The sequence below is a fragment of the Archangium sp. genome, assembly GCF_057119385.1.
In genome coordinates this window covers 158169-182494 of record NZ_DBNGVP010000061.1, presented here as the reverse complement: position 1 = coordinate 182494, position 24326 = coordinate 158169, and the positions used below count along the sequence as shown (strand labels likewise).

Annotated in this window: 19 protein-coding genes; 4 read left to right on the top strand and 15 right to left on the bottom strand. The window is 70.6% G+C overall.

The window, feature by feature from the left end; translation table 11 throughout:
* Positions 1–238: 238 nt before the first annotated feature.
* The 4 genes from mtnC to AC16DP_RS14130 are packed head-to-tail and all read right to left on the bottom strand — an operon-like array spanning position 239 to position 4161.
* Positions 239–916 (bottom strand): acireductone synthase, encoded by a 678-nt coding sequence (gene mtnC, locus AC16DP_RS14145; protein WP_329733727.1) that lies wholly within the window; start codon positions 914–916, stop codon positions 239–241.
* A 4-nt stretch (positions 917–920) separates the two neighbouring features.
* Positions 921–1463: a 1,2-dihydroxy-3-keto-5-methylthiopentene dioxygenase gene (locus AC16DP_RS14140; RefSeq protein WP_329733726.1), complete on the bottom strand. Its 543-nt coding sequence runs from the start codon at positions 1461–1463 to the stop codon at positions 921–923.
* On the bottom strand, positions 1460–2083 hold the full coding sequence (locus tag AC16DP_RS14135) for a methylthioribulose 1-phosphate dehydratase (RefSeq protein WP_329733725.1): 624 nt from the start codon (positions 2081–2083) through the stop codon (positions 1460–1462). The genes AC16DP_RS14140 and AC16DP_RS14135 overlap by 4 nt, the downstream gene beginning before the upstream one ends.
* Positions 2084–2136: 53 nt before the next feature.
* The gene (locus AC16DP_RS14130) at positions 2137–4161 is read right to left on the bottom strand and encodes a S9 family peptidase (RefSeq protein ID WP_329733724.1); all 2025 of its coding nucleotides are present in this window, start codon (positions 4159–4161) and stop codon (positions 2137–2139) included.
* A 44-nt stretch (positions 4162–4205) separates the two neighbouring features.
* On the opposite strand from AC16DP_RS14130, the gene AC16DP_RS14125 reads away from it, so the two are divergent.
* On the top strand, positions 4206–5066 hold the full coding sequence (locus tag AC16DP_RS14125) for a glycerophosphodiester phosphodiesterase family protein (RefSeq protein ID WP_329733723.1): 861 nt from the start codon (positions 4206–4208) through the stop codon (positions 5064–5066).
* Between the two features lie 163 nt (positions 5067–5229).
* A complete protein-coding gene (locus tag AC16DP_RS14120; RefSeq protein WP_329733722.1) occupies positions 5230–8517 on the top strand; it encodes a PAS domain S-box protein in 3288 nt (1095 codons plus the stop codon).
* Here the strand turns inward: AC16DP_RS14120 and AC16DP_RS14115 are convergent.
* Both AC16DP_RS14115 and AC16DP_RS14110 read right to left on the bottom strand, forming a co-directional pair.
* A complete protein-coding gene (locus tag AC16DP_RS14115) occupies positions 8512–9267 on the bottom strand; it encodes a DUF4184 family protein (protein ID WP_329733721.1) in 756 nt (251 codons plus the stop codon). The two genes, AC16DP_RS14120 and AC16DP_RS14115, sit on opposite strands and share 6 nt — an antisense overlap.
* 152 nt (positions 9268–9419) lie before the next feature.
* On the bottom strand, positions 9420–13061 hold the full coding sequence (locus AC16DP_RS14110; RefSeq protein WP_483956721.1) for a hypothetical protein: 3642 nt from the start codon (positions 13059–13061) through the stop codon (positions 9420–9422).
* A 268-nt stretch (positions 13062–13329) separates the two neighbouring features.
* Between AC16DP_RS14110 and AC16DP_RS14105 the strand changes: the two genes are divergently transcribed.
* Positions 13330–14427, top strand: a complete 1098-nt coding sequence (locus AC16DP_RS14105) for a hypothetical protein (protein WP_329733719.1) — start codon at positions 13330–13332, stop codon at positions 14425–14427.
* Between the two features lie 9 nt (positions 14428–14436).
* Here the strand turns inward: AC16DP_RS14105 and AC16DP_RS14100 are convergent, their stop codons facing one another.
* The 6 genes from AC16DP_RS14100 to AC16DP_RS14075 form a co-directional block, all read right to left on the bottom strand.
* A complete protein-coding gene (locus AC16DP_RS14100; protein ID WP_329733718.1) occupies positions 14437–14892 on the bottom strand; it encodes a YaiI/YqxD family protein in 456 nt (151 codons plus the stop codon).
* A complete protein-coding gene (locus tag AC16DP_RS14095) occupies positions 14893–15351 on the bottom strand; it encodes a group II truncated hemoglobin (RefSeq protein ID WP_329733717.1) in 459 nt (152 codons plus the stop codon). It lies immediately after the preceding gene.
* Positions 15352–15414: 63 nt separating this feature from the next.
* Complete coding sequence (locus AC16DP_RS14090; RefSeq protein ID WP_329733716.1) at positions 15415–16302, bottom strand: 5'-3' exonuclease; 888 nt, start codon at positions 16300–16302, stop codon at positions 15415–15417.
* A 26-nt stretch (positions 16303–16328) separates the two neighbouring features.
* Positions 16329–17072: a SitI6 family double-CXXCG motif immunity protein gene (sitI6, locus tag AC16DP_RS14085; RefSeq protein WP_329733715.1), complete on the bottom strand. Its 744-nt coding sequence runs from the start codon at positions 17070–17072 to the stop codon at positions 16329–16331.
* Between the two features lie 7 nt (positions 17073–17079).
* Positions 17080–17802 (bottom strand): SitA6 family polymorphic toxin lipoprotein, encoded by a 723-nt coding sequence (gene sitA6, locus AC16DP_RS14080; protein ID WP_329733714.1) that lies wholly within the window; start codon positions 17800–17802, stop codon positions 17080–17082.
* A gap of 36 nt (positions 17803–17838) precedes the next feature.
* Positions 17839–18306, bottom strand: coding sequence for a macro domain-containing protein (locus AC16DP_RS14075; protein WP_329733713.1), 468 nt, complete (start codon positions 18304–18306; stop codon positions 17839–17841).
* A 110-nt stretch (positions 18307–18416) separates the two neighbouring features.
* Between AC16DP_RS14075 and AC16DP_RS14070 the strand changes: the two genes are divergently transcribed.
* Positions 18417–19001, top strand: coding sequence for a GNAT family N-acetyltransferase (locus tag AC16DP_RS14070; RefSeq protein ID WP_329733712.1), 585 nt, complete (start codon positions 18417–18419; stop codon positions 18999–19001).
* On the opposite strand, the gene AC16DP_RS14065 is transcribed toward AC16DP_RS14070, so the two are convergent.
* From AC16DP_RS14065 to AC16DP_RS14055, 3 genes are all read right to left on the bottom strand, one after another.
* A complete protein-coding gene (locus tag AC16DP_RS14065) occupies positions 18964–22557 on the bottom strand; it encodes a PAS domain S-box protein (RefSeq protein WP_329733711.1) in 3594 nt (1197 codons plus the stop codon). The two genes, AC16DP_RS14070 and AC16DP_RS14065, sit on opposite strands and share 38 nt — an antisense overlap.
* A gap of 159 nt (positions 22558–22716) precedes the next feature.
* Positions 22717–23466 carry a DUF1338 domain-containing protein gene (locus tag AC16DP_RS14060; protein WP_329733710.1) on the bottom strand — a complete coding sequence of 250 codons (750 nt, stop codon included), beginning with the start codon at positions 23464–23466 and terminating at the stop codon, positions 22717–22719.
* A gap of 46 nt (positions 23467–23512) precedes the next feature.
* Positions 23513–24322 (bottom strand): HNH endonuclease family protein, encoded by an 810-nt coding sequence (locus tag AC16DP_RS14055; protein ID WP_329733709.1) that lies wholly within the window; start codon positions 24320–24322, stop codon positions 23513–23515.
* Positions 24323–24326 lie beyond the last annotated feature (4 nt).

The following is a 24326-nucleotide window of genomic DNA, read 5'->3' as shown; positions in this document are numbered from 1 at the left end:
GTCGCTGCTCGGCACGTAGACGCAGTACCTTGTCTGTCCATTGGCAGGGAGAACGCTCCGGGGAACGCTGCTACACCCCACAAGCAACATGCATGTCAGCAGAGCCACCCCTCTTGGCACCCAGCGCCTCCTGGCATGGGCTCCGCTCGCGAGGCGCCCCACGCGGGATTACAGGGAGGCTGTGCGGCCGAGTCAACCAAGGGACAGCGAACGCGAGGGGTCGAGCATCTGCCATTCCCTACGGGTGCACGTCGTCGAAGCTCCGGGCCACGGGATGCGGTCCGGGCTCCACCTCGGGGCCCTCGCCCCGGACCAGACACACGGTGCGCAGGCCCGCCGCGGCGGCCGCATCCAGCTCCGCCCTCACGTCCGACAGGAAGAGCACCTGCGCCGCGGGCAACCCCAGTTCTTGGACGATGGCCGCGTAGGAGGCCGTCTCCTTCTTCCCGCCCACGCCCGTGTCGAAGTAGCCGCTGAAGAGCGGCGTCAAATCCCCGAAGCGCGTGTGGCCGAAGAGCAGCGTCTGCGCATGCACCGAGCCCGACGAATAGACATACAGACGAAGCCCGCGCTCCCGCCACGCGCGCAGCTGGCGCGGCACGTCCTCGTAGACGTGGCCCTGGAAGTCGCCCTGGCGGTAGCCCGCTTCCCACATCAATCCCTGCAGGCCCTTGAGCGGTCCGAACTTGCGGTCCTCTTCAATCCACCGCAGCAGCGTGGCCACCAGCTGCGTGTCATCCAGCGGCACTCCCGCGAGCTGACGGGCCTCGTCCAACAACTGGCGCACCTCGGGCCGCTGCCCATGCGCGCGCACGAAGCCGGGCAGCTCGCGCGCCGCGTAGGGGAAGAGCACCTCCTTCACGAAGGACAGGCTGGAGGTGGTGCCCTCGATGTCGGTGACGATGGCCTGGACCATGCCGCTACTCGAACCGGGGGAAGCGCGAGGCGATGTCGCTGCCCGTGGCGTGGGCCACCCAGCCCTCGGTATTCGTGAAGAGGCGGATGGCGGTGAAGCGCGGCCGCGGCCCCATGTCGAACCAGTGCGGCGTCCCCTCCGGCACGCCGATCAGGTCCCCCTTCTCGCACAACACATTGTAGACGCGGCCCGCCTTGTGGAGGGTGAAGAGGCCCTGGCCCTCCACGAAGAAGCGCACCTCGTCCTCGCTGTGCGTGTGCTCGTGGAGGAACTTGTTGCGCAGCGCCACCTTGTCCGGGTGGTCCGGCACCATGCTCAGCACGTCCGCCGTCTTGAAGCCCCGCTCCTGCTTCAGCCGCTCCACCGGCTCCCCGTAGGCCTCCAGAATCTCCGCCTGGCTCGCCCCCGGCTTCAGCGGCTGGCGCGCCTCCCAGCGCTCGAAGCGGATGCCCACCGCGCCCAGCTCGCGCCGGATCGCCTCGAAGTCCCGGGTGTGCACCCGCGCACTCGACGCATCGCCCTCGTCGAACACCTTCAGCTCGCTCATCGCTGCAGTCTCCTCATCTCCAACTCACACTCGAACAGGAACTCGAACGCCTCCACGTGCCGCCGCGCGTCCGCCACCGTGCGCCCCCACGTGTACAGGCCATGGCCCTCGATGAGATAGCCATGCAGTCCCGGGTGCTCCCGCATGTATTCCTCCACGCGGGCCGCCAGCCGGGGGATGTCCTGGTCATTGGGGAACACGGGCACCTCCAGGCGCGTCTCGTGCGTCTCCACACCGGACAGCGCCTTGAGCACCTCATACCCCTCGAGCACCACCCCACCGGGGCTCAGCCGCGACAGCAGCGTGGCGTTGCGCGAGTGCGTGTGCAGCACCGAGCCTGGCGAGGGCTCGCGCCGGTACAACTGCAGGTGCAGCGCCGTCTCCGCCGAGGGCTTGCGGCCCGGGGTGAGCACCTCGCCGCCCTCCAGCCCCACCACCAGGAAGCCCTCGGCGTCCAGCTCGCCCTTGTGACGGCCCGAGGCGGTGATGACGAGGTGGCGCTCGTCCAGCCGCGCCGAGAAGTTGCCCGCGGTGGCCGGTACCCAGCCGCGCTCGAAGAAGAGGCGGCCGGCGTGGATCAGCTCCCCGGTCCGGGCCGCGAGGTCCTCAGTACGCACCATGACGGAGCAGTCTATACGGACTCCGTCATGGGCGTGTGCGCTCCCCCGCTCGCCTACCTGCCCGAGCCGGTGGACGTGCTCGCGGGCGCGCCCAGGTGCTTCTCCAGGAAGAGGAAGGTGGCCATGGTGATGGTGTCGCGGTTGGCCTTCTTGCCGAAGCCGTGGCCCTCGTCGAGCGCGAGCATGTACCAGACGTCCGCGCCCCGGCCGCGCACCGCCTTGACGATCTGCTCCGCCTCGGACTGGGGCACGCGCGGGTCATTGGCGCCCTGCTGCACGAAGAGCGCGGCCTTGATGCGGTCCACCGCGTTGAGCGGGGAGATGCGCTCCTGCACCTCGCGCACCTCGGGCTTCCTCTCGTCGCCGTACTCGGCGCGGCGCAGGTCCTGGCGGTAGGCCTGGGTGTTCTGCAGGAAGGTGGGCAGCGAGGAGATGCCCACCACGTCCACCGCGGCCTTGAAACGCTCGGGGTAGAAGGCGGCGCTGGCCAGCACCATGTAGCCTCCGTAGGAGCCGCCGTACACGCCCACGCGCGAGCCATCCAGCTCCGGACGCGCGGCGATGTAGTCCAGCGTGGCGCCGATGTCCGCGAGGCTCTGCTCGCGCTTCACTCCGTCATCCATGGCGCGGAACGTCTTGCCGTACCCATCCGAGCCCCGCACGTTGGGCACCATCACCGCCATGCCCATCTCCACCGCGAGGAACTGGGCGAAGGTGCTCAGCCAGGGCCGGCTCTGCGCCTCGGGGCCACCGTGGAAGATGACGACGACGGGCACCTTGCCCTTGCGCTCGCGCGGCAGGTAGAGGAACGCGGGCACCTCCACGCCATCCTTGGCCTTGTAGCGCACCAGCTCGGGCTCCACGAAGGTGTCCGTGTCCAGGCCGCCCACCTCCGAGCGCGTCCAGCGGGTGCTCTTCTTCGTGCGCAAATCCAGCATGTAGATATCCGAGGGCGCCTTGGAGGTGGTGATGCCATAGACGAGCACGTCCGAGCGCCCGCGGGGGAAGGTGAACTGCGTCATCACGCCCCGGGGCAGCTCCACCGGCGAGAGCACGCCGCGCTTCGTGTCCATGAGGTACAGCCGGCTATAGCCACCCTCGTTCGTGCTCACGGCGAGCGTCTTGCCATCGTCGGAGAGCGCGATGCCCTCCACGTTCCAGCGGATGGACTTCGTGAGGGACGGGGGCGCGGAGGTATAGGGCGCCTTGTCGAGCTCCAGCTTGTAGAGCTCGGAGAAGTCGCTGTAGCGGTCGGTGACGACGTAGACGCTCTTGCCGTCCGGGGTGAAGACGCCGCCGTTGATGCTGCCCTTGCCCTCCTTGGGGGTGAGCTGGCGGCGCTCGCCCGTCTTCATGTCCACCACGTGCAGGTCGGAGTCATCGGCGGCGCGGTACTGGACGACGAGCAGCCGGGAGCCATCGCGCGAGAAGTCACCGGGGGACCAGGAGCCCTCGGACTCGGTGAGGCGGCGGGCCTGCTTGGGGTTGTCCGTGGGCGCCACGTAGACGTCGGTGTCCTTGCCGTTGCGGCCGGTGCCCCCGTAGGCGAGCCACTTGCCATCATTCGAGAGCAGGAGCACCTCGTGGCGGCTCTTGCCATCGGTGAGCAGCTCGGAGCGGCCGTTGCGCCGGTCGAACTGGAACAGCTGGTAGAACTCGCCGCCGCCCACGTCCTGCATGAAGAAGAGGACGTTGGGATCCTTGGGGTGGAAGGCGGCGGTGTTGATGGGCTCCGGCGAGAAGGTGAGCTGGAAGCGCGCGCCCAGGGGCTGCTCCACCACGTGGAGCTGGTTGGTGTCCGAGAAGCGGGTGGAGATGAGCACCTGCTTGCCGTCGCGGCTCACGTCCATCAGGTTGGCCGAGCGCGTCTCGAGGTACTGCAGCACGCGCTTGCGCAGCTCGGGAGGAATCTCGGGCACGCCGCTGGCGAGCAGGTTGGGCTGGCCGGGCAGCGGGGCGACGCCCTGCACCGTGGAGGGCGCGGCGGGCTTCTGGGCGGACGGGGCCGGCTGGGCGAGCGCCACGGGAGCGCCCATCAGCAGCGACACGAGCAGGGGAGTGAGGGTTCGAAGGTTCATGGTGCGCGAACCCTACCAGCGGCGATTCTCGCGGACGGAACAGTTTGACGCTGTGTTTCCGCGCTGTTCACCCATCCGCCATCTCCGAGAAGACGAAGACGATCGACGGCGCGGCGCTCACCGGCTGGTTCACCGAGGACTTCACGCTGGAGGAGCTCAAGCGGCTGCGCGCCCGTGAGCGCATCCCCCAGGCCCGCCCGGCCAACAAGACGTACAACGACCAGTTCGAGATCCCCACGCTCGCCGAGGTCATCTCCCTGGCCCAGGAGCTGTCGGCCAGCACCGGCCGCACCATCCACCTCTACCCCGAGACCAAGCACCCCACGTACTTCCAGTCCGTGGGGCTGCCCCTCGAGGACACGCTCGTCGAGACCCTCCGCGCCAACGAGTTCTCCAAGAGCAAGGCCACCGTCTACATCCAGTCCTTCGAGGTGGCCAACCTCAAGGCCCTGCGCCAGAAGATCGGCAGCTCGCAGCCGAACTGGAAGCTGGTGCAGCTGATGGATGCCCGCGACAAGCAGCCCTACGACTTCGTCGTGGCGGGTGACTCGCGCACCTACAACGAGCTGATGACCGAGGCGGGCATGAAGGAGGTCGCGAAGTACGCCCAGGGCGTGGGGCCCTACAAGCTGACCATCATGAACGTGGACGGCTCGGGCAACTTCGAGAAGCCGACGGACCTCGTGCGCAATGCCCACGCCGCCGGGCTGGTCGTGTTCCCGTACACCTTCCGGCCGGAGAACTTCTTCCTGCCCGCTCCGCTCAAGGCGCAGGGGGACGACACGACCCACAACGCCGCTGGCTCCGTCGCGGAGATCCAGAAGTACCTCGAGACGGGCATCGACGGGTTCTTCACCGACGACCCCGCCGTGGGCCGTCAGGCGGTGGATACCTTCAAGCGCTGAGCCTCGCCCGCCGGGGCGTCCGCAGCGTTCTGCTCCGGACGTATCCGGGGTGAGACGGCCTCCCGTTCCATCCCCGAAGACACGTCCGGAGGCCTGTCCTCTTGCGCCACGAGGCATTGCACGGCAACAGTCGTCTCGACGCTCGCCCTGCTGCCGCACCTCCATGCGCCTTCCCCTGTCCAACACCCCCACCGCCCCGGAAACCTCGGCGCCCCTCGCCGAGCCTCAGCGGGCCGAGGAGTGCCTCCAGGAGAGAAAAGAGCAGCTGCGCATCGCCCAGGAGGCCGGGGGCATCGGCGTGTTCACGGTGGAGATCTCCACCGATTTGATGACCGTGACCCCGGAGTTCTGCCGCCTGTACGGCCTCGAGCCCGTGGACGTCCTGCCGGCGTCCGCCATCGAGGCCCTCATCCTCCCCGAGGACCGGCAGGTCGCCTCGACCGCCGAGTCGCGCGCCCAGGGCCTCGCGAGGACCACCGTCGATTACCGCATCCGCCGGCATGACACCGGTGAGCTGCGGTGGATCTCCCGCCACGCCGAGTTCCTCCGCGATGCCGACGGCAGGCCCGTCCGGCTCCGGGGAGTCGTCCAGGACGTGACCCAGCGCAAGCAGGCCGAGGACGCGCTGCGCCAGGCCAATGAGCGGCTCCAGCTCGCGCTCAACGCGGGCGCGGTGATCGGCACCTGGGTCTGGGACATCACCACCGACCGCTTCACCGCCGACGAGCGCTTCGCCCGCTCCTTCTCCATCGATCCTCAGCGGGCCGCCCAGGGCCTGCCCCTCAGCGTGGTCGCGGAGTCCATCCACCCCGAGGACAGCGCTCGAATCCGGGCCTTGGTGTCCCGGACGGTGGAGACCGGCGGCACCTACCGCGCCGAGTACCGCGTCCGGCAACTCGACGGCTCCTTCCGGTGGATCGAAGCCAACGGCCACTGCGAGCACACCCCCGATGGCAGGCCGCTGCGCTTCCCGGGCGTGCTGCTCGACATCCACGAGCGGAAGAAGGCGGAGCTGCGCCAGTCCGCCCTCGTCGAGCTCGGCGACCGGCTGCGGGACGCGAGCGACACGGCCCGCATCGCCGCCATGGCCATGGAGATCGTCGGGCGCCTCTTCGGCGTCTCGCGAGCGGGCTACGGCACGTTCGACGCGGCCCGGCAGCTCTTCGAGATAGAGCAGGACTGGGTCTCCGGTCCCGCCGTCGCCAGCGTGGCCGGCGAGCATCGGTTCGCCGACTACGGCCACCACGAGAACCTCGAGCGCGGTGAGACGGTCATCATCCCGGATGTCGAGAAGGATCCGCGGTCGGTCCTGGGCGCGGACAGACTGCTGTCCTTCGGCATCCGGGCCCTGCTCAACGTGCCGCTGATGGAGCACGGGCGTCTGTCCGCCGTCCTGTTCCTGCATGACCCGGTGGTGCGCCACTGGTCCCCGGAGGAGTGCGAGTTCATCCACGACGTGGCCGATCGCATCTGGACGGCGTGCGCGCGCGTCAAGGTGATGGAGGAGCTGCGGCGGGCCAACGCGCTGCTCGCGCAGCGGGTGGAGCAGCGCACGCGCGAGCGAGACCGCATCTGGAACGTCTCGCAGGATCTGCTGCTGGTGGCGGACCTGGAGGGCAGGTACCTGAGCGTCAACCCGGCGTGGACCACGCTGCTCGGGTGGACGGAGGAGGAGCTGCTGGGCAAGACGTCCGCCTGGATGGAGCACCCCGACGACCACGAGAAGACGCGGGCCGAGGTGGAGAACCTGGCCGCGGGCAACCGGACGTTGCGCTTCGAGAACTCCTTGAGGCACCGCAACGGCACCTACCGCCGGCTCTCCTGGACGGCGGTGCCCGTGCCCGAGGACGGGGTGATCTACTGCGTCGCGCGCGACATCACCGAGCAGCGCCAGACCGAGGAGCAGCTGCGTCAATCGCAGAAGATGGAGGCCGTGGGCCAGCTCACCGGCGGCGTGGCGCACGACTTCAACAACCTGCTGCAGGTCATCGGCGGCAACCTCCAGCTCCTGCAGCGCGACGTGGCCGGCAACGCACGCGCCCTGAGCCGCTTGAGGACCGCCGTCGGGGCCGTGGAGCGGGGTGCGAAGCTCGCCTCCCATCTGCTCGCGTTCGCGCGCCGCCAGCCCCTGCAGCCGCTCGTCTTCAACGTGGGCCGGCTCGTGCGCGGCATGGATGACATGCTGCGCCGCCCCCTGGGCGAGCGCATCGAGGTCGAGACGCTCCTGCCGGGCGACCTGTGGAACACGTTCGCGGACCCCAACCAGCTCGAGAACGTGCTCCTCAACCTGGCCATCAACGCCCGGGATGCGATGCCGGAGGGTGGCAAGCTGAGAATCGAAGCGCGCAACGCCCGGCTGGAGCAACGGGATGCCCGGTTGCCCCCGGAGGTGCAGCCCGGGGAGTACGTGCTGCTGGCCGTCTCCGACACCGGCTGCGGCATGCCCCCGGAGGTGCTGGAGCGCGTCTTCGAGCCCTTCTTCACCACCAAGCCCGAGGGCCGTGGCACGGGGCTCGGTTTGAGCATGGTGTATGGCTTCGTGAAGCAGAGCGGTGGCCACATCCAGCTCTCCAGCCAGGTGGGGCGCGGCACGACGATCGAGCTGTTCCTGCCCCGCGCGCTGCAGGCAGAGGAGACGGTACCCACCGAGTCCTCCACGGGCCCGGTGGAGGGAGGGAGCGAGACCCTCCTGGTGGTGGAAGACAACGCCGAGGTGCGTGCCACGGTGGTGGAGATGCTGACGGAGCTGGGCTACCGCGTGCTCAAGGCCGCCGACGGGCAGAGCGCGCTGGCCATCCTCCAGAGCGGCATCTCCGTGGACCTGTTGTTCACCGACGTGGTGATGCCGGGGCCCATCCGCGGCGCCGAGCTGGCCCGGCGCGCCCGCGAGCTGCAACCGGCGCTCGAGGTGCTCTTCACCTCGGGCTACACGGAGGACACCCTCGCGACGGGAGGACGGCTCGACCCGGGCGTCCACCTGCTGAGCAAGCCCCACCGCCGCGAGGACATGGCGCGCAAGGTGCGGCAGTTGCTCGACAACCGCATGCGGAAACCGGCGGCCCGCGCGGCGAAGGAGTCCGCCCGGCGGCAGCGCGTGCTGCTGGTGGAGGACGATGAGGAGATCCGCTCCTCGGCGTGCGAGCTGCTGGAGCTGCTGGGCTTCGACGTGCTGGCGGTGTCGAGCGCGGAGGAGGCCCGGACGGCCCTGGAGGGCGGGGGCTTCGGCGTGCTCTTCACGGATGTGACGCTGCCGGGCTCGTCGGGGGTGGAGCTGGCCCGGGAGGCGGTGCGGCACAGGCCCGGCATGGGCATCATCATCGCCTCGGGGCTGGGGAACGCGGTGCTCACCGGTGGCGCCGAGCGGCTGGAGGGCGCGGTGATGTTGCCCAAGCCGTATGCGCTGCCCCAGTTGCGGCGGGCCCTGGAGCAGGTGGAGCACCACCGCTCATGAGGGCCGGCGCCAGCGGACGAGCGCGCACCCCACGGTGAGCCCCGCGAGCGCCCCCGTCACGGTGGGCCAGAAGGCCCACCACAGCTGCGCCTCCAGCGCCCCCATGTCCTGGAAGCGGGAGAGCCGCAGCACCAGTCCCAGCACGGCCCCGGCCGCCGTGGGCACCAGCACGCGGAGGCCGTCCGCCCAGGAGCCGCCGGGCACGGGCTCCAGGTACCGGTAGCGGCTCGCCATGTACCCGAGCACCACGAGCGAGCCCACCAGCGAGGAGGAGTGCTGGAGGACGCGGGCCAGCGGCAGGTCCCGGCTCCCCACGGGGACGAGGATGTCCGGGTAGAGCACGTCCGCGGGCCACATGCCGGCGTGGGTGAAGCCATCCCAGAGCAGGTGGGTGCTCGCGCCGAGCACCAGGGCCGCCACCGTGGCCATCCAGCCCGCGAGCGTTCGAGGCAGTCCCCCGGTGCGAGCGAAACGGCCCCACTGCACGCCCAGGAGCTCGGGCAGGGCGTGTCTGAGCGCGGGGAGGATGAGCGCCTCCAGCCACAGCAGCACCGCGAGCCCCACGGGCACGCAGAAGAGGACGAAGCCGGGGAACTCGTGCGCGGAGTCGCCGAGCTCGCGCACCGCGTACACGTAGGAGAGATCGGGCGCACAGGCGCCGACGACGAGCGCGGTGGGAAGCACGCCCCTCCGGGACAGCCGGAAGAACGGGAGCACCGCGGCGGCATGGGCTGGCAGGGTGACGGGCACGGGAGTACGCCGCCATGCGTAGTCACTCGCGGGCTCCCGGTGAACCCCCGTGTGTCACGGCCCGCTCGAGTGGGGGCTCGAGTGGGGAACTCTGGACACGAGATACCCTCACCCCGACCCTCTCCCGGCGGGCGAGGGAGGGGATGCTCGAGTTACGCCGCGTTCGCGTCCTCTTGCGACCGTGCCGGACTCGCGTCCTCGGGCTTCCAGGGCCAGGCCAGCGGAGCAATCCGCGCGTAGAGCACGAAGAGCGACTCCCCATCCGTGTGCTCTCCGCAGACGCGGCTCGCCTCGCTCAGCAGCATCCCCGGTGACATCACCCGGCCGGACTTGCGCAACGCGGGCCGCAGCTCCTCCGGCACCGCCGCCAGGATGCCCTCCTTGTTCAGCCGCTCGTCGTTCGCGCCCGCGCACTGCTCCAGGTGCCGCAGCAGCTCGGCCTTCAGCCGCGCGTCATGGCCGAAGACGTACGAGCACATCTGGAACAGCTCCGAGCCCGCCTCCGTCATCAGGTCCGACTGCTCCCGCGCGAAGCCCGGCTCGCCCGCCGCGCGCCACAGGCAGTCCCACCGCTCCTGTGCGGCGTATTGCGCGTACAGCGCCCGCGCCGTGAGGTAGCTCTGCATCGAGTCGTGGAAGAAGCGCACGTGCGTGGGCACCGGCCCCGGCCTCGCGTCCGCCGCCACCAGCAGCCCCGCGTCCAGCAGCATCCGCAACTTCGCCTCGTCCGGACTGTCGCGGAAGACGATGAGCCGGCTGCGATGCTGCCAGTAGCTGCCCAGGCACAGCGCCTCCGCGAAGCCCAGCAACTCCGAGGTCTCCGCGTCGTCCGGCGCCTTCTTCAACAGCCCCGCGAACACCGCCCGGTAGAGGTTGATGACGCTGTCCACCCCTCCCGCGCCAAAGCGCAGCGCCAGGCGCACGAGAATGGGCACGTACGAGCCGTCCGCCGCGCGTCCCCGGCAGATGCGCAGGAGGGACTCGGAGAGCGGCACCGGCTTGCCATCCGGACCCGGGTACGCCGCCTGGAAGCGCTCCAGCCCCGCCGCGTCCAGCCGCTTCGGCTCCACCGCCATCCACCGCAGCGCGTGCGCCATCGCCGTCCGGTACGCCTCGTTGGGCCTCGCCGACAGCAGCACCGGCGCGTGCAGCCCCATCTCCCGCTCCAGGTAGCGGCGCAGCGCCTCCGGCTCCAGCTTCGACTCGGTGAGGCCGTCCAGCACCAGGAAGAAGTCCCCCGACTCCAGCAGCACGTCCCGCAGTGCCTCCGGCAGCCCCAGGTCCTGCAGCGCCTCCTTCGCGGCCGTCTCCAGGTCCTCCGCCGCCGGGTCGATGAACACCGGCAGCGGCGAGGACGGCTGCTTCTCGAAGTGCTCCAGCGACAGCCGCACCACCCGCCGCAGCAGCGCGCTCTTGCCCCGGCCTCCCGCGCACTGGATGAGCAGGTGCGCGCGCCCGCGCGTGAGCAGCCCGCACAGCTCCTCGGCCGTGCGCTCCGAGGACGAGGGCGCGACTCCGGGGCCGGCGTACTCGGTGACGTGCGAGGAGAGCTCCACGAAGACCTCGCCATTGGCCTGGGCGGAGGCCACGTCCACCCGGCGGCGGACCTGCCGCACGTGCGTGGCGAAGAAGCGGCGCCGGAAGGAGGGCGAGCGCAGCAGCGGCGCGGCGGCCCAGGAGAACGGGTGCGTGAAGACGAGCCGGCGGAACACGGCCGGAGACAGCAGCCCCAGGCCCGCGCACAGCACCAGCTCGGCGCACGCCACGGCGAGCACCGTGGGCAGGTGGATGCGCAGCCCGTCCAGCAGCCCCAGCAGCTCGCCACCGCCCGCCCCCACCCCGGTGACGACATAGCCGGCGAGCGGCAGCCACTGACGGCTCACCGCCGAGGGACGCAGCAGCAACATGGGCAGCAACAACAGCAACGTCACCGCGAGGCACGCCAGCGCGGTGCGCACCCAGACGCGGTCGAACAGCGGCATGCCGAAGGGCACGTGCTCGAAGGTGGCGGTGAGCCGGGTGCCATTCTCCACCTCGTGCGCCACCACGGCGCGGTAGAGCTGCTCCGCGCTCCCCGGCGGCTCCGTCCACTGGAAGAGCACACCGGACGGCTCCGCGAGCCGCCGCACGCCCTGCCCCACCAGCGCGCCCTTGCCGTCCTCCGCGCGCAGCTCGAGCCGCAGCGTGCGCCCCGCTCCCGCCGCCTGCGCGAGCCCGGGCCAGTCGAGCTCCAGCGACTCCAGCGGCGCGCCCGCATCCAGCCGGCCCTCCACCCGCACCTCGCCCTTCGCGTCGCGCTCGAGCCAGGCCCCGCCCGCGAAGCCCACCCGCACACGCCCCACCTCCGAGGCCGGTCCGTACAGCAAACCCCTCGGGATGCCCGTCACCCACGCGCGGCCGGTGCCCCGGATCGGGAACACGTCGTTCAGCCCCGCGCCCTCGAGCACCTGCGTGGCCTGCAGCCCGCCCGGCCCGAGCGTGAGCCGGTGCAGCCGCGTGCCCCCATCCGACAGCGCCCACCCACCATGCGTGTCCAACGCCATCAAGCGGGGCTCGTGGAGGCCCGTCACCGACTGGTCTCCCGAGGTGAGGGTCCGTCCCTTCACCGACAGCAGGCGGATCCCCCCGTCCTCCGTCACCACCCAGGCGCGCTCCGCCGACACGGGGTAGAGTTCGGCCCGGCCCAGCCCCTCCGCGTCCGCGCTGCGCGCCACCTCGCCTCCGCCCTCCCCCAGGAGGTAGACGCGGCGCTCGTCCACCACCCAGAGGTGCCCCTCCGGCGAGCGCTCCACGTCGGGCATTCCCTCCAACGTCACGCCGGAGCCCACCGTCTTCCCATCGAGCCCCACGAGCTTCAACTCGGAAGCCGGGCTCGGCCCGGCACCGGGGCCCGGGGACAGCAACGCCCAGACGAAGTTGGCGTCGTGGTGGGCGAAGAGCCGCCGGACGTCGCCGAGCAGGGGCGTCGCGGTGGTCTTCACGCCCTCCCGGCTGACGAGGAGGAACTGGGCTCCACTCCTGCCGGGCAGCTCCGCGAGCACCCAGGCGCGCTGGGGCTGCCGGGTGGGGAGCAGGGTCCACACGTTCTGCACGGGCAGGGGCCGCGAGAGGGATTGGGCGCCCGCGCGCGGGTCCACGTGCAGCAGGCTCTGGTCCAGCACCAGCCAGCCCTGGCGGCCCTCGGCCACGGGCAGCACCTTGCGCGAGGTGATCCATCCCGGCACCGGGCTGCCGAGGCGCACCTGCGTCACCTCGCCCGCGTCATCGACGACCTGCATCTGCTGCAGATTGAAATTGGAGACCACCCAGAGCCGCTCGCGTTCCTCGGACGGCACGAGCGACATGTCCGGCACGGACACCTCGGGCACCGCGAGGCGCCGCTGGTGGTCCACCAGCAGGAGCACGGTGCTCGACTTGTAAGCCGAGGCCACCTGCACGACGACCCACGCCCGCTCCGGGTTGGCCGTGGGCATCACATTCACGACCCAGAAGTCCTTGTCCTCGAAGCCCTCGATGGCGGACTGGTGGCCCTCCGCGTCCACCAGCCAGAACCCGGCCCGGTTCGGCGACCAGACCCAGGCGTGGTGGCCATGCCCGCACGGCACCAGCTGGCTGCCGTGGGCGAGCGGTTGCAGCCAGTGGCCCTCCACCTTCGCCTCGAGGGGAGGCGGTGGAGCCTCGCTCCGGGCACAGCCCGCCACGCCGCCGAGCCACAGGAGCACGGCGCTCGCGAGAAGCAGTCCCGGGGAGACCGGGCTCCGAGGGAAGGACGGGGCACGGAAGGAAGTCGTCATGAAGAGGAGCCGGTGAGAGGGACCGGAGACGGCGCGGAGTGCGGGCATTGTGGCACAAGTGCCCCGCGTCCGAGGCGTGCCTGCCCTCAAGGACCCCTGCCGGCCCTCCCCCTTTGGAAACCCCCGCGGCCAACAGACCCGGGCTCCGGGTGCATGACACCCGACACCGCACCGCCCCACGGGACGAGACAGCGCCAGGGATTGAACGATGCACCCCGGGGCCGCGCGACCCATCTTTCCCTCCACGTCAAGTCCAGGAGACCTGTGTATGCGGCTCGTCGTATCCCTGATGTGTCTTGGCCTGCTGACCGCGAATGGCGTCGCGCGGGCGCAGTCCACCACGACCACGACCACCACCCAACCGGCCTCGCCCGCGACGCCGCCTCCGGCCGCCGCCCAGCCCGCCACGCAGCCCCCTCCGCCTCCGCCGCCCGCGGTGCAGCCGGCACCGCCGCCCCCTCCGCCTCCGCCCGAGGCCCAGGGCCCCTCGGAGACCGCCTCCGAGCGCGCGCAGCGCTACAGCCGCTTCTCCTCCGGCTCCGGCGGCCTGCTGCTCGTCTTCACCGAGCTGCTCGGCGGCGCGGTGACGGGCGGCATCCTCGGCAACACCTTCGAGTCGGAGAACGGGGCCTACGTGGGCACGGTGATTGGAGGCCTGGTGCTGGGCACCGCCGCGGCCGTGTACCAGTACTACGTCCCGGTGGAGCGCAACGAGTCGCTGCTCGCCGCGGGAGGCGCCGCGCTGGGCTTCCTCGCCGGCTTCGGCTACGGCACCGAGCAGGGGCTCAGCGGGCGGGACCGCGCCGTCGCGACGCTGCTCACCACGCAGGCCGGCATCATCGGCGTGCTGGCGGCCACGTCGCTGCCCGGTGACGTGAGCGAGGGCGATGCGTCGCTCGTGGGGATGAGCGCCCTCTACGCCTTCGTGCTCACGGGGCTGGTGCAGTCCACGGTGCTGCTCTCGGAGCCGGGGGACCAGGACCCGAACCTCGCGCCGACGCTGGTGGCGCCGCTGCTCGGCATGGGCGTGGGTGGCCTGCTGGCGGTGCCCTTCGAGCTGTCGGCGTCGCGCGTCTTCAAGCTCACGGTGCTGCCGATGGGCGTGGGCGCGGTGCTGTTGCTGGCGGGCACGGCGCTCGCGGATGGCCCGGCCGTTCCGCTGTCGGCCATCGGCGGCATCGCGGCCACCTTCGTCATCACGGCGCTGGTCACCGCCGAGGAGCCGACGCCCTATCCCCCCACGTCGCCGGGGCTGCGGAGCCAGTCCTCCGAGACCTTCCGGGCCGTCCCGGTGCCGGTGCTGATGCGCACGGGCCGGCGCAACGAGTCGCTCACGGCGGGCCCGGGCCTGATGATGCGCTTCTAGCGGGCGCGGCTACCGGGCCTTGAGCAGCCGGGTGAGCTCCCGGTCCAACGTGGCGGCGAACTGCTGGCGGTCCTGGGCGGAGAAGCCGCTCGGGCCGCCGGTCATCACGCCGCTGTCGCGCAGCTCCTGCATGAAGTTCCGCACGGAGAGGCGCTCGGAGATGTTCTCCTCGCTGAAGAGCTCGCCCCGGGGATCCATCACCACCACGCCCTTGGGGACGAGCAGCGCGGCGAGGGGAATGTCCTGGGTGACGGCGAGGTCTCCGGCCTCGGAGGAGGAGGCGATGTAGCCATCCGCCACGTCGAGCCCCGCGCCCACCTGCACGGAGGAGACGAGCTCCGAGCGAGGCAGGGTGAGGCGCTTGTTGGCCACGAAGACGGTGGGGACATGCAGGCGCTGCGAGGCGCGCAGGAGGATGTCCCGTACCGGCCCCGGACACGCGTCGGCGTCGACCCAGATCTTCACTCAGCCCTCGGTGTTGCGCAGGAAGTCGGCCACTTCGGCGAAGCGGTTGTCGAGGAAGCGGCGCACGTTGCCCTTCACGCCGCGGGCATCCATCGCGCGCTGCATGCAGCGCAGCCAGGCGTCGCGCTGGGCGATGTCCACGGGGACATGGCCGTGGCGCATGCGCAGACGCGGGTGGCCGTGCTTCTCCATGTAGTGCTGGGGCCCGCCCAGCCAGCCGATGAGGAAGAGGCCGAAGCGCTCGCGCATGCCGCGCGACACCTTGCCGTGCTCATCCAGCTCGTGCAGGCGGGCGAGCGCCGGCTCGTTCGCATCCATGGCGTCGTAGAAGGCCTCGGCCAGGGCCTGCACCCCGGCCTCGCCCCCCAGACGGTGGAAGGGCATGTCCTCCATGGAGGGGACCCAGTTGTCGTCGTTGCCAGGAATGTTCAGCCCGATGGGCTTGAGCTCGGTGGACATGGCGGTATTCAACCCCGAGCCCATGTGCGCCATTTCTGGGCGGCATGCAACCCCCGAGGCGCCTCACCCCGCATCGGCGGCCCAGCGCTTGGGGCGGCTCTTCAACGTGGTGAGCCCGAGGGAGTCGCACAGGGAGAGGAAGCGCGCCCGGGGGACGCCGGCCCAGGCGAGGTCCTCGAGGGACTTGGAGATGGGCGCATCCGTCACCAGGGTGGCGAGCTTGCGGTACAGCAGCGCGTCCTCGCGGTGCTCGCGCAAGGTGGCGGCGAGCTTGTCCGCGCCGCGGGGGCGCACGGACCAGGCGCTCGCGTCGGCGGGAATGGCCTCCAGGTGGCCGTAGGCGTTGAGGAGAGCGGACGCACCCTTCTCTCCGAAGCCGGGCAGGCCGGGGATGCCATCGGCGTCATCGCCCACGAGCGCCAGCAGGTCCGGCACACTCGCCGGGGCGACGCCGAGCTTCGCCCGCACCGCATCCTCGTCCAATTCCTTCTGCTGCTTGCGGTCCACCTGGACCACCTTCTGGCCGCGCACGCACTGGCCGAGGTCCTTGTCGGGGGTGAGCAGGCGCACCTGCTCCACCTGTCCGGCCCAGCGCGCGGAGGCGGTGGCGAGCGCATCATCCGCCTCGAAGTCCTTCATGGACCAGACGGTGAGCCCGAGGGCGCGCATGGCCTCCTCGGCGAGGTCGAACTGGGCATGGAGCTCGGGGGGAACGCCGTCGTCGGACTTGTAGCCGGCGAAGAGCGCGTTGCGGAACGAGCGGATGGGGTTGTCGAAGGCCAGGGCCACGTGCGTCACGGACTCGCTGGCGTCGTGCAGCAACGCGAGCATCGAGGAGACGAGCCCCACGGTGGCCTTCACATCGCGGCCATCGGGAGCGGTGGCTCCGGGGCGAGGCGAGAAGTGGGCACGGTAGAGCTCATAGGTACCGTCGACGAGGTGCAGACGCATGGGGGCTGTCTACCTCAATCCCCGCCTCAGCGCAGGGGCAGCTCGCGGATGGACACCTCCTCGAAGCCGAGGCGGTGGATGGCCTCCACGAGGCGCTCGCTGGCCACGATGACGGTGGTGAAGTTGGCCAGCCGGAACAAGTCCAGATGCTTGGGCAGGGAGGCGCGGTCTAGAAGGGGCTTGTTCGGGAGGCTGAAACCATACCGGCCACACTTCCTACACGGAACGGCTTTTCCCTGTGGAATGCAGTCCCGGTGCAACAGACCGTGGGCCTCGATTTGAAGCTCCAGCAGCTCCGGCGCCTGACGTTGCCGGAAGCGCAGCTGCGTGCGGCAGTCCTCGAGCCCTTGGATACCTTCGGCGCGCAGCTGCCCCAACGCCTCACGGCGGATGAGCAGGTCGTCGAGAATCATGAAGAGTTGCGCGAAGGTGCCTCTGGCCGAGCCGACGAGCGGACCGAACTTCGAACCAGGACTCAGCAGTCCGCCAGCCGGAATCAGGGGCCGCACCAGCTCACGCAGTCGTTCGAACTCCTCGAAGTCCTCCTCCAAATAGGGTTCTTCGAGCTTCCTGGCCTCTGGCACCCCTGACAGGTCCACGCACGGATAGGCAAAACCCGCACTCCAGATGGCTCCGCATGCGGGGCAGTGGACGCCAGGCAATCCCCACTTACGCGACGCAGTGTACTCGCCTGTGTAAGGCCAATCCTTGGGGTCCGAGGGCTCGGAGCAACGAAATCTCTCTGGAGCCTCCACTCGGTAGAATCGCATCCTCGCCTCAGTAGCCGATGGGGGGCGGCAGTGGAACCGAACCGTAGTACGGCCGGAGGGGTGCATAGAGGCCGAAGCGCACGCACAACTCCCAGGCGTACTTCCAGATTTCCTCCTGCGTGGCCTTATTATTCATCATCTTGAACTGCCGCCATGCGGCATTCCATGGGCCTCCACTCGGGCCCCGGTGGATGCGCGCGTGCAAATCCTTCTCGATGAGCATCGTCCATTGATGGATGTCGATGCCCTTCTCCTTGAACCACGCCTTGAACTCCTGAGGGAAGATGTGGTGCTTCTCGTGCGGCCGGTTGAACCTCTCGTTGGCCTCCGCGATGAGCTGCTTCTGGCTCGGCAGCAGGTTGCGCAGGGGGTGGTTCTTCCAGGGGATGACGAAGACGGGCTCTCGCTCCCCCGGGTACCTCAGCGGCCAGCCCCGGTAGCGCATGGGCGTGACGGGTGAGGGCAGGTTGATGCCCACCGTCGTGCTCCCGGTACGAGCCAGCACCACGCGCCCGGGCTCCGCCCCCTCCTCCGCCTCCGGACCTCCACTCGAGGCCACCCCATCCACCGCCACGTCCTCGCAGCGGAAGAAGCCACACACCTCCTCGTCGCACAGGAGCGCGAGGCACGTGTCCGCCTCCTCCAGCGCCTCCTCACCTCGCGAGGACGGGCCCGAGGCCGCGCATCCGGCCAGCAACACCCCGAGCAACAACACCCACCGGCGCATCATGTGCTCTCCCCGCGAAAGTGCTCCACCCCAGCCGCCTCAGCGCCGCCGGTAGCGGACCACGGTGACGTCAACCTCCACGTCACGTGCCTCCAGCGTGGAACGCATCACTCCAAGAGCCCGGTCCTCATCGAAGCCGCCGCTGCCGGCGCCGATGATCGGAAACGCCACCGAGCCGAAGCCGTGCTCCCGCGCCCGGGCGAGCGCGTTCGTCACCGAGTCCCGAATCGCCCGCTCCGACGAGCGCCAGAGCATGTTGATGCCCGCCACGTGGATGATGCCCCGGTGGGGCAGCCGGCCCGCCGAGGTGACCACCGCCGTGCCGAGCGGCATCGGCCCCACCCGGGCCAGCTCGCGGAACGGCTCCAGCCCTCCCCGCTTCTTGATGGCCCCCGACACCCCCTGCGGCAGCAGCAGCCACCACGGGATGATGTTCCGGTTCCAGGCGTTCACGATGGCATCGACCCGCTGCTCCAGCAGGTCTCCCTCGACGATGCGTGGCGTCATATGGCGGCTCCACCCTCCACCAGTCAACGTGAGCGGCCCGCCCCTGTCGAGCCTCCCCTTCACGGCGCCCGCGCGAGCCCCCGGACGCGCTACCCTCCCCTCCGCCCCTCATGCCCTCGGACACCCCCCCCGTCCTCCTCACCACCGAGCGTCTCCACCTGGCCCTGCTCCCGCCGGATGGGGCCGCGCGGGTGCTCGCCTACCACGAGGCCAACCGCGGCCACCTCGGCCCCGTCTCCCCCGCGCGCCCCGACAACTTCTTCACCGTCACCTGGTGGCGCTCGCGCCTGGCCCAGGACGCCGAGGACTGGCGCCGCGGTCTCGCCCTGCGGCTCTTCATGCTGTCGCGCGAGCTCCCGCTCTCCTCCGCTCCCGTACTCGGCAGCGTGTCCCTCACCGACATCCGCCGCGGGCCCCTCCAGTCCTGTGAGATGGGCTTCGGGCTCGACCACCGTACCCAGGGCCAGGGGCTCATGAGCGAGGCCGTGCACGCCGTGTGCGACTACGCCTTCGGCATCATGGGCCTGCACCGCATCCACGCCAACCACCTCCCGGACAACCACCGCAGCGCCGCCGTGCTGCGCCGCGTGGGCTTCTCCGTCGAGGGCCTCGCGCGCGAGCTCGTCCTCATCGACGGCCGCTGGCGCGACCACGTCCTCACCGCGCTGCTGGCGCCTCGTCCACCGGCAAGGTGAAGGAGAAGGTGCTGCCCCTCCCCGGCTCGCTCTCCACCAGGATGTAGCCGCCGTGGGCCTCGACGATGCCCTTGGCGATGGTCAACCCCAGCCCCGCCCCCTCCCGCGTCCCCTTCGGCTGCCAGTAGCGCTCGAAGAGGTGCGGCAGGTGCTCCGGGGCAATCCCCTTGCCGGTGTCGCTCACGAAGAAGCGCACGAACCGGCCCTCGTGCCGGGCCCGCACGCAGATGCGTCCGTCCTCGGGCGTGTAGCGCAACGCATTGCCGATGAGGTTGGAGAACACCTGCAGCACCCGGCCCCGGTCCGCCAGCACCCCCGGCAGCTCCGCCTCCAGCTCCCGCTCCAGCCGCAACCGCTTCGCCTCCGCCAGCGGCCGGTGCAGCTCGATGGCGTCCTCCACCAACGGGCCCACGTCCTGGGGCTGGCGCTCCACCGTCAGCCGCCCGGATTCGATCTTCGCCACCTCCAGCAAGTCCTGGATGAGGTGGACGGCCTGGTCCGCCGAGCGCCGCATGAGCTCCGCCTGCTTGCGCCACGACGTCCCCTGCTCGCCCTGGGGCAGGTGCTTGAGCAGGTACGTCGCCCCCAGGGAGATGACGTTGAGGGGATTGCGCAGGTCGTGCGAGACGACGGCGAGCACCTCGTCGCGCGCGTGCGTGGCCAGTTGCGAGTCCTTGTAGAGCCGGGCGTTGTCCAGGGTGAGGGCGGCGCGGGAGGCCAGGCCCTCGGCGAGCGAGAGGTCCGCCGGGCCATAGCGCCGGCCCGACTCCGCGGTGGAGGCGAAGGTGATGGCGCCCAGCGTCCGTCCGCGCGCCACCAGCGGGACGATCATCAGCGAGCGCGGCGCCAGGGTCCGGTGCGTGGTGAAGTGCTCCTCGTCCTCGGCGGAGGCGCGCAGCCAGGCGTCCGTCACCTCGGGGACGAGCTCCGGCTCGCCGGTGCGCAACACGCTCTGCATGCCCACCAGCGCCTGGTTCCCGGAGCGCATGCGCCCGAGCGCGAGCAGCAGCGGCTCCCGGCTGGGCTCCCGGTGGGCGACGGCCAGGCGGTGCACCTCGCCGTCCTCCCGGATGCACACCACGCAGTAGTCGGCCAGGCGCGGCACCACCAGCCGGGCGAGGCTGCGCAGCGTGGCCTCGTACTCCAACGCGGCCACCAGCACCCGGCTGCTCTCGGAGAGGAACTGCTGGGACTCCTCGGCATGCTTCCGGTCCGAGATGTCGCGGATGATGGTGGAGAACATCTCCAGCTTCCCATCCCCCTCGAAGTGGGCGAGCAGCACCTGGGACACGGGAAACTCCCGTCCGTCCGGCGAGCGCATCACCGTCTCCCCCATCCACACGCCCTCGCGCAGCGCGGTGGGCACGCTCTCGGCCAGCAGGCGCCGCGCGGCCGGGGCCGGGTGGGCCGAGGCGAGGCTCCAGGCATGGGCCTCCTGCTCCTCCGCCAGTCCCACCATGCGCCGGCCCGCGCGGTTGAGGTAGAGGCCCCGGCCCTGGGGATCCGTGCTGCCCACGAAGTCCGGCGTGGCCTCGATGATGGAGCTGAGCCTGCGGCGCGCCTCCTCCGCGCGCTTGCGGGCCGTCACCTCGCGCAGGTACACGGAGACGCCCTCGCCCGAGGGGCTGACGTGGCACTCGAACCACGCCCCGAGCGAGGTGAAGTACATCTCGCACTCCGAGGCGCCCCGTCCCTCCAGCACCTGGCGCACGCCCCGGGCGAGCCCGTCCCGCGCGTCCTCCGGCAGCATCTCGTCCAGGAGCTGGCCCAGCAGCTGCGCCCGCGGGCGTTGCATCACCTCGGCCGCGCGGCGGTTGACGAAGATGAAGCGCCGCTCCCGGTCCAGGGCGAAGAAGGCGTCGGTGATGCTCTCCAGGATGGCCTCGATGCGCGCGTGGGCCGCCTCGGCCTCGGTGCGGGCCGCCTCCTCGCGGGCGAGCCGCAGGGCCGTGCGCTCCGCCTGCTTGCGCTCCGACACCTCGCGCGTCACCGCCACCCAGTGACTCAGCACGCCTTCCTGGTCGCTCACGGGCACCAGGGTGCTCTCCGTCCAGAGGGTGGAGCCATCCTGGCGGTAGAGGAGCAGCTCCTCGCGGAAGGGCTCCATGCGGCTGAGGGCCGCGCGCATGCGCTCGATGGCCCCCCGGTCCGTCTCCGGCCCCACCAGGAGCAGGGACTCCGACTCGAGCAGCTCCTCCCGGCTGTAGCCCGTCATCCGGCAGAAGGCATCGTTGGCGTAGAGGATGCGCCGGGTGCGCCGCCCCTCCTCCAGCTCGGGCTCCAGGATGACCACGCCGTCGTAGGCGTTCACCACGATGGACTCGAAGAGCCGCAGCCGCGCCTCGGTGCGCTTGCGGTCGGTGATGTCGCGGAAGTAGACGGCGAGCCCCTCCTCGGAGGGGTAGACGTGCATCTCCACCCAGGTGTCGCGCGGAGGGTCGTGCTCCTCGAAGTGGACGGCCCGTTGCTCGGTGAAGGCCTGGCGGAAGCCCTGCTCGGAGCGCGAGCCGCTGAAGAACGGGAACACCTCCTGGGGAGTCCTCCCGAGCATCTGCTCGCGCGAGCGGTGGGACAGCTCCTCGGCGCGGCGGTTGACGTAGGAGTAGCGCCAGGCCCGGTCCAGGGCGACGAAGGCATCGGAGATGCTCTCCAGCATGCCGTGCACGCGCCGCTCCACCGCCTCCGCCTGGATGCGCGCCGTCTGCTCGCGCAGCAGCTCCCGCTCGCGCTCGCGGGCGCGCAGCCGCTCGGTGATGTCCGTGAAGGTGATGACCGCCCCGATGATGCGCTCGCCATCGCGGACGGGGCTGCTGCGGTACTCCACCGGGAAGCTGGTGCCATCGCGCCGCCAGAACACCTCGTCCGTCACGTGGAACGTCCGGCCCTCCCGGAAGGCGGCGTAGGTGCGGCACTCGGACTCGGGCAGGGGCGTGCCGTCCGGGCGCCTGGCGTGCATGAGCGGATGCTGGGGCTTGCCGATGAGCTCTTCCGGCGTCCACCCCAACATGCGCGCCGCGGCCGGGTTGACGAAGGTGGTGCGGCCCTCGGTGTCCAGGCCGTACACGCCCTCGTCCACGGAGGAGAGGATGAGCTCGCCCAGGTGGCGCAGCAGCTCCAGCTCGCGCCGCGGCTCGGCGGGGCCGAGCGCACAGGCGAACCCGGCCAGCGTCCCATCCGCGTCATGCAGCGCGGTGAGCACCTGCGAGGCCCGGAAGCGGGAGCCGTCGCGCCGCACGAGCCAGCCCTCGAGCTCCCCCCGTCCCTCCTGCCCGGCCTGGCGCAGGACCCTCGCCACGCGCTCCCGCTCCTCGGGCAGGGAGAGCACGGAGAACGGCTCTCCGAGGAGGTCTGCCTTCGCATGCCCGGTGAGCCGCTCCGCCCCGGGGGTCCAGAGGCTGATGCGGCCCTTCACATCCAGGCCCGCGAGCGCACAGACCTCCGCCTGCTCCAACAGCCGCAGGGCGAGTGCACTGCGCGTCCAGGGCGCCTCCTCCCTGCGGGGCTCGTCCCTCGGGTCCTCCGGCTCACCAGGAGCGCTGTGGATGGTGGAGGACAAACGGAGCGGCCTCCTTTCGAACCCGCACGGGGCTCAAGGGTGTGGATCTGCTCACGTCTGCCCGGAATGCAAGAAGGGCCCGGCCGGACGGCCACTGTCTGGCGAGGCGGAACGGAAGGCCTGGGGATGGAGGGACCTGCGCCCCGCGGCGGAGAAGTTCTAGGAGCGCTTCGTCATGTCGAAGAGGGCGCGGGCCTGGGGGCCGAGGAAGCCATCGAAGCCCTGCGAGCGCTGGGCGATCTCGAAGTAGGCATAGGGCCAGGTGCGCGTGCGCCCGTCGGCGAGCCGGATGGAGACGGGGGCGGCGCTGGTGGCCGTCTGGCGCAGGGCGGTGCCGGGCGCGCCCTCGATGTCGGCCTTCATGGGGACGCCGGCCTCGCGCATGCGGCGCTGCCACACCTCCACGTCATCCACGGAGCCGGTGAAGTGGTTCACCTTGCGGCCGAAGGCGAGCAGCCACGCGCCGTACTGGGACTCCTTCTCCAGGGTGAGGAGCGCGGACTCATCGGGCGGGGGCGGAGCGGAGAACCAGCCGGCGAGCGCCTCGATGGAGTCGGGGGCGGGAGGATCCACCGGGAGCGCGGCGAGGAGCCGCTGGGCCTCGGGAGAGAGCCGGTCGGCGAGGAGCTCGGAGATGAAGACGCGGGGGAGCCCCTCCGGATGGGACATGTAGATGGCGGAGAGGTGGGTATCGGGGAAGGAGTACTCGCCGGCGGGCTTCCAGCCGAAGCGCTCGAAGACGCGGGAGAAGAGGGCGATGCCCCCGCCGGGCCGGGCGAGGGAGCGCAGCGCGATGTGGTCATTGCGGAAGCCGCCGCCGGAGAGTTGGGCGAAGGTGCGCGCGTAGGGCACCTCCGCGGCGTAGCGCTCCCACAGCAGGTCCAGGAGTCGGGTGGCGTCAGAGCTCATGGCGCCCAGTCATAGCCGGAAGGCGGGAGCCTGCACAGGCGTGGCGCTACCAGTGAAGCGCCTCGGGTGCCTTGCGGAAGAGGAGCCGCAGCACGGGAAGCTCCCGGTGTTGCCTCTGCATCTCCTTCCACACCGTCCGGTGCGGTGCTCTCTGGACGGCCTTCCTACGCAGCTCGAGCTGGGCCGTGGGGGCTCTCCGCTCTCGCAGAGAGACGTATCGTGTCAGCATGTCCTGGTAGCCAACAAAGGCGGTCTCACGCGCTTTGCGGAGGTATTCGCGCTTGTTGAGTTGCAGGATGCGCAGCGTGTAATCCGCCCGTTCGTAGTTCCGCGTGCCCCGCTTCGCGCTCGGCTCGAAGTAGAAGGTGTCCCGGAGTTCGAGCACCAGAAACGCCATCGGATCTTCCGAGCGAGGATCGATGAGTGCCGGGAAGCCCTTCAACGGCGGTCTGGGGGGAGCCCCTCGGGGTCTGCTGACCTCCACCGGCTTGCGCGCCCGGGGAGGGAATACAGCGAACCGTTCGCTCTTGGGCCCGTTACAGCGGCCGCAGGCATAGAGATAGTTGCGCCAGGCGAACACCTGCTCCGGGTAGAGGTGCTTGGGCCAGATGTGGTCGATCTCGTCCGCAACCGAGTCCTCACAGTACCCACACCGCTGCTCTCCCGAGCACATCTCCGCCAGCGTTCGCCGCACTTCGGCGAAGGTCCTGTTCCTCGCGGTGTTGTGCTGCTCGAAAGCACGTCTCGCGGCATCAACCCGGGTGGCATGATTCGAATGCGCATCCACCTCGGCCTGCCACCGTTCGAGTTGGTGCAGCGCGGTGGCGGACAGCGCGATGTCGGGCAGCCGAAGCACGCCG

Coding starts and splice junctions, on each gene's coding strand:
- mtnC (WP_329733727.1), bottom strand. CDS start 916: ATGGTCCAGGCCATCGTCACCGACATCGAGGGCACCACCTCCAGCCTG.
- AC16DP_RS14140 (WP_329733726.1), bottom strand. CDS start 1,463: ATGAGCGAGCTGAAGGTGTTCGACGAGGGCGATGCGTCGAGTGCGCGG.
- AC16DP_RS14135 (WP_329733725.1), bottom strand. CDS start 2,083: ATGGTGCGTACTGAGGACCTCGCGGCCCGGACCGGGGAGCTGATCCAC.
- AC16DP_RS14130 (WP_329733724.1), bottom strand. CDS start 4,161: ATGAACCTTCGAACCCTCACTCCCCTGCTCGTGTCGCTGCTGATGGGC.
- AC16DP_RS14120 (WP_329733722.1), top strand. CDS start 5,230: ATGCGCCTTCCCCTGTCCAACACCCCCACCGCCCCGGAAACCTCGGCG.
- AC16DP_RS14110 (WP_483956721.1), bottom strand. CDS start 13,061: ATGACGACTTCCTTCCGTGCCCCGTCCTTCCCTCGGAGCCCGGTCTCC.
- AC16DP_RS14105 (WP_329733719.1), top strand. CDS start 13,330: ATGCGGCTCGTCGTATCCCTGATGTGTCTTGGCCTGCTGACCGCGAAT.
- AC16DP_RS14095 (WP_329733717.1), bottom strand. CDS start 15,351: ATGTCCACCGAGCTCAAGCCCATCGGGCTGAACATTCCTGGCAACGAC.
- AC16DP_RS14090 (WP_329733716.1), bottom strand. CDS start 16,302: ATGCGTCTGCACCTCGTCGACGGTACCTATGAGCTCTACCGTGCCCAC.
- sitI6 (WP_329733715.1), bottom strand. CDS start 17,072: ATGCGATTCTACCGAGTGGAGGCTCCAGAGAGATTTCGTTGCTCCGAG.
- sitA6 (WP_329733714.1), bottom strand. CDS start 17,802: ATGATGCGCCGGTGGGTGTTGTTGCTCGGGGTGTTGCTGGCCGGATGC.
- AC16DP_RS14075 (WP_329733713.1), bottom strand. CDS start 18,306: ATGACGCCACGCATCGTCGAGGGAGACCTGCTGGAGCAGCGGGTCGAT.
- AC16DP_RS14070 (WP_329733712.1), top strand. CDS start 18,417: ATGCCCTCGGACACCCCCCCCGTCCTCCTCACCACCGAGCGTCTCCAC.
- AC16DP_RS14060 (WP_329733710.1), bottom strand. CDS start 23,466: ATGAGCTCTGACGCCACCCGACTCCTGGACCTGCTGTGGGAGCGCTAC.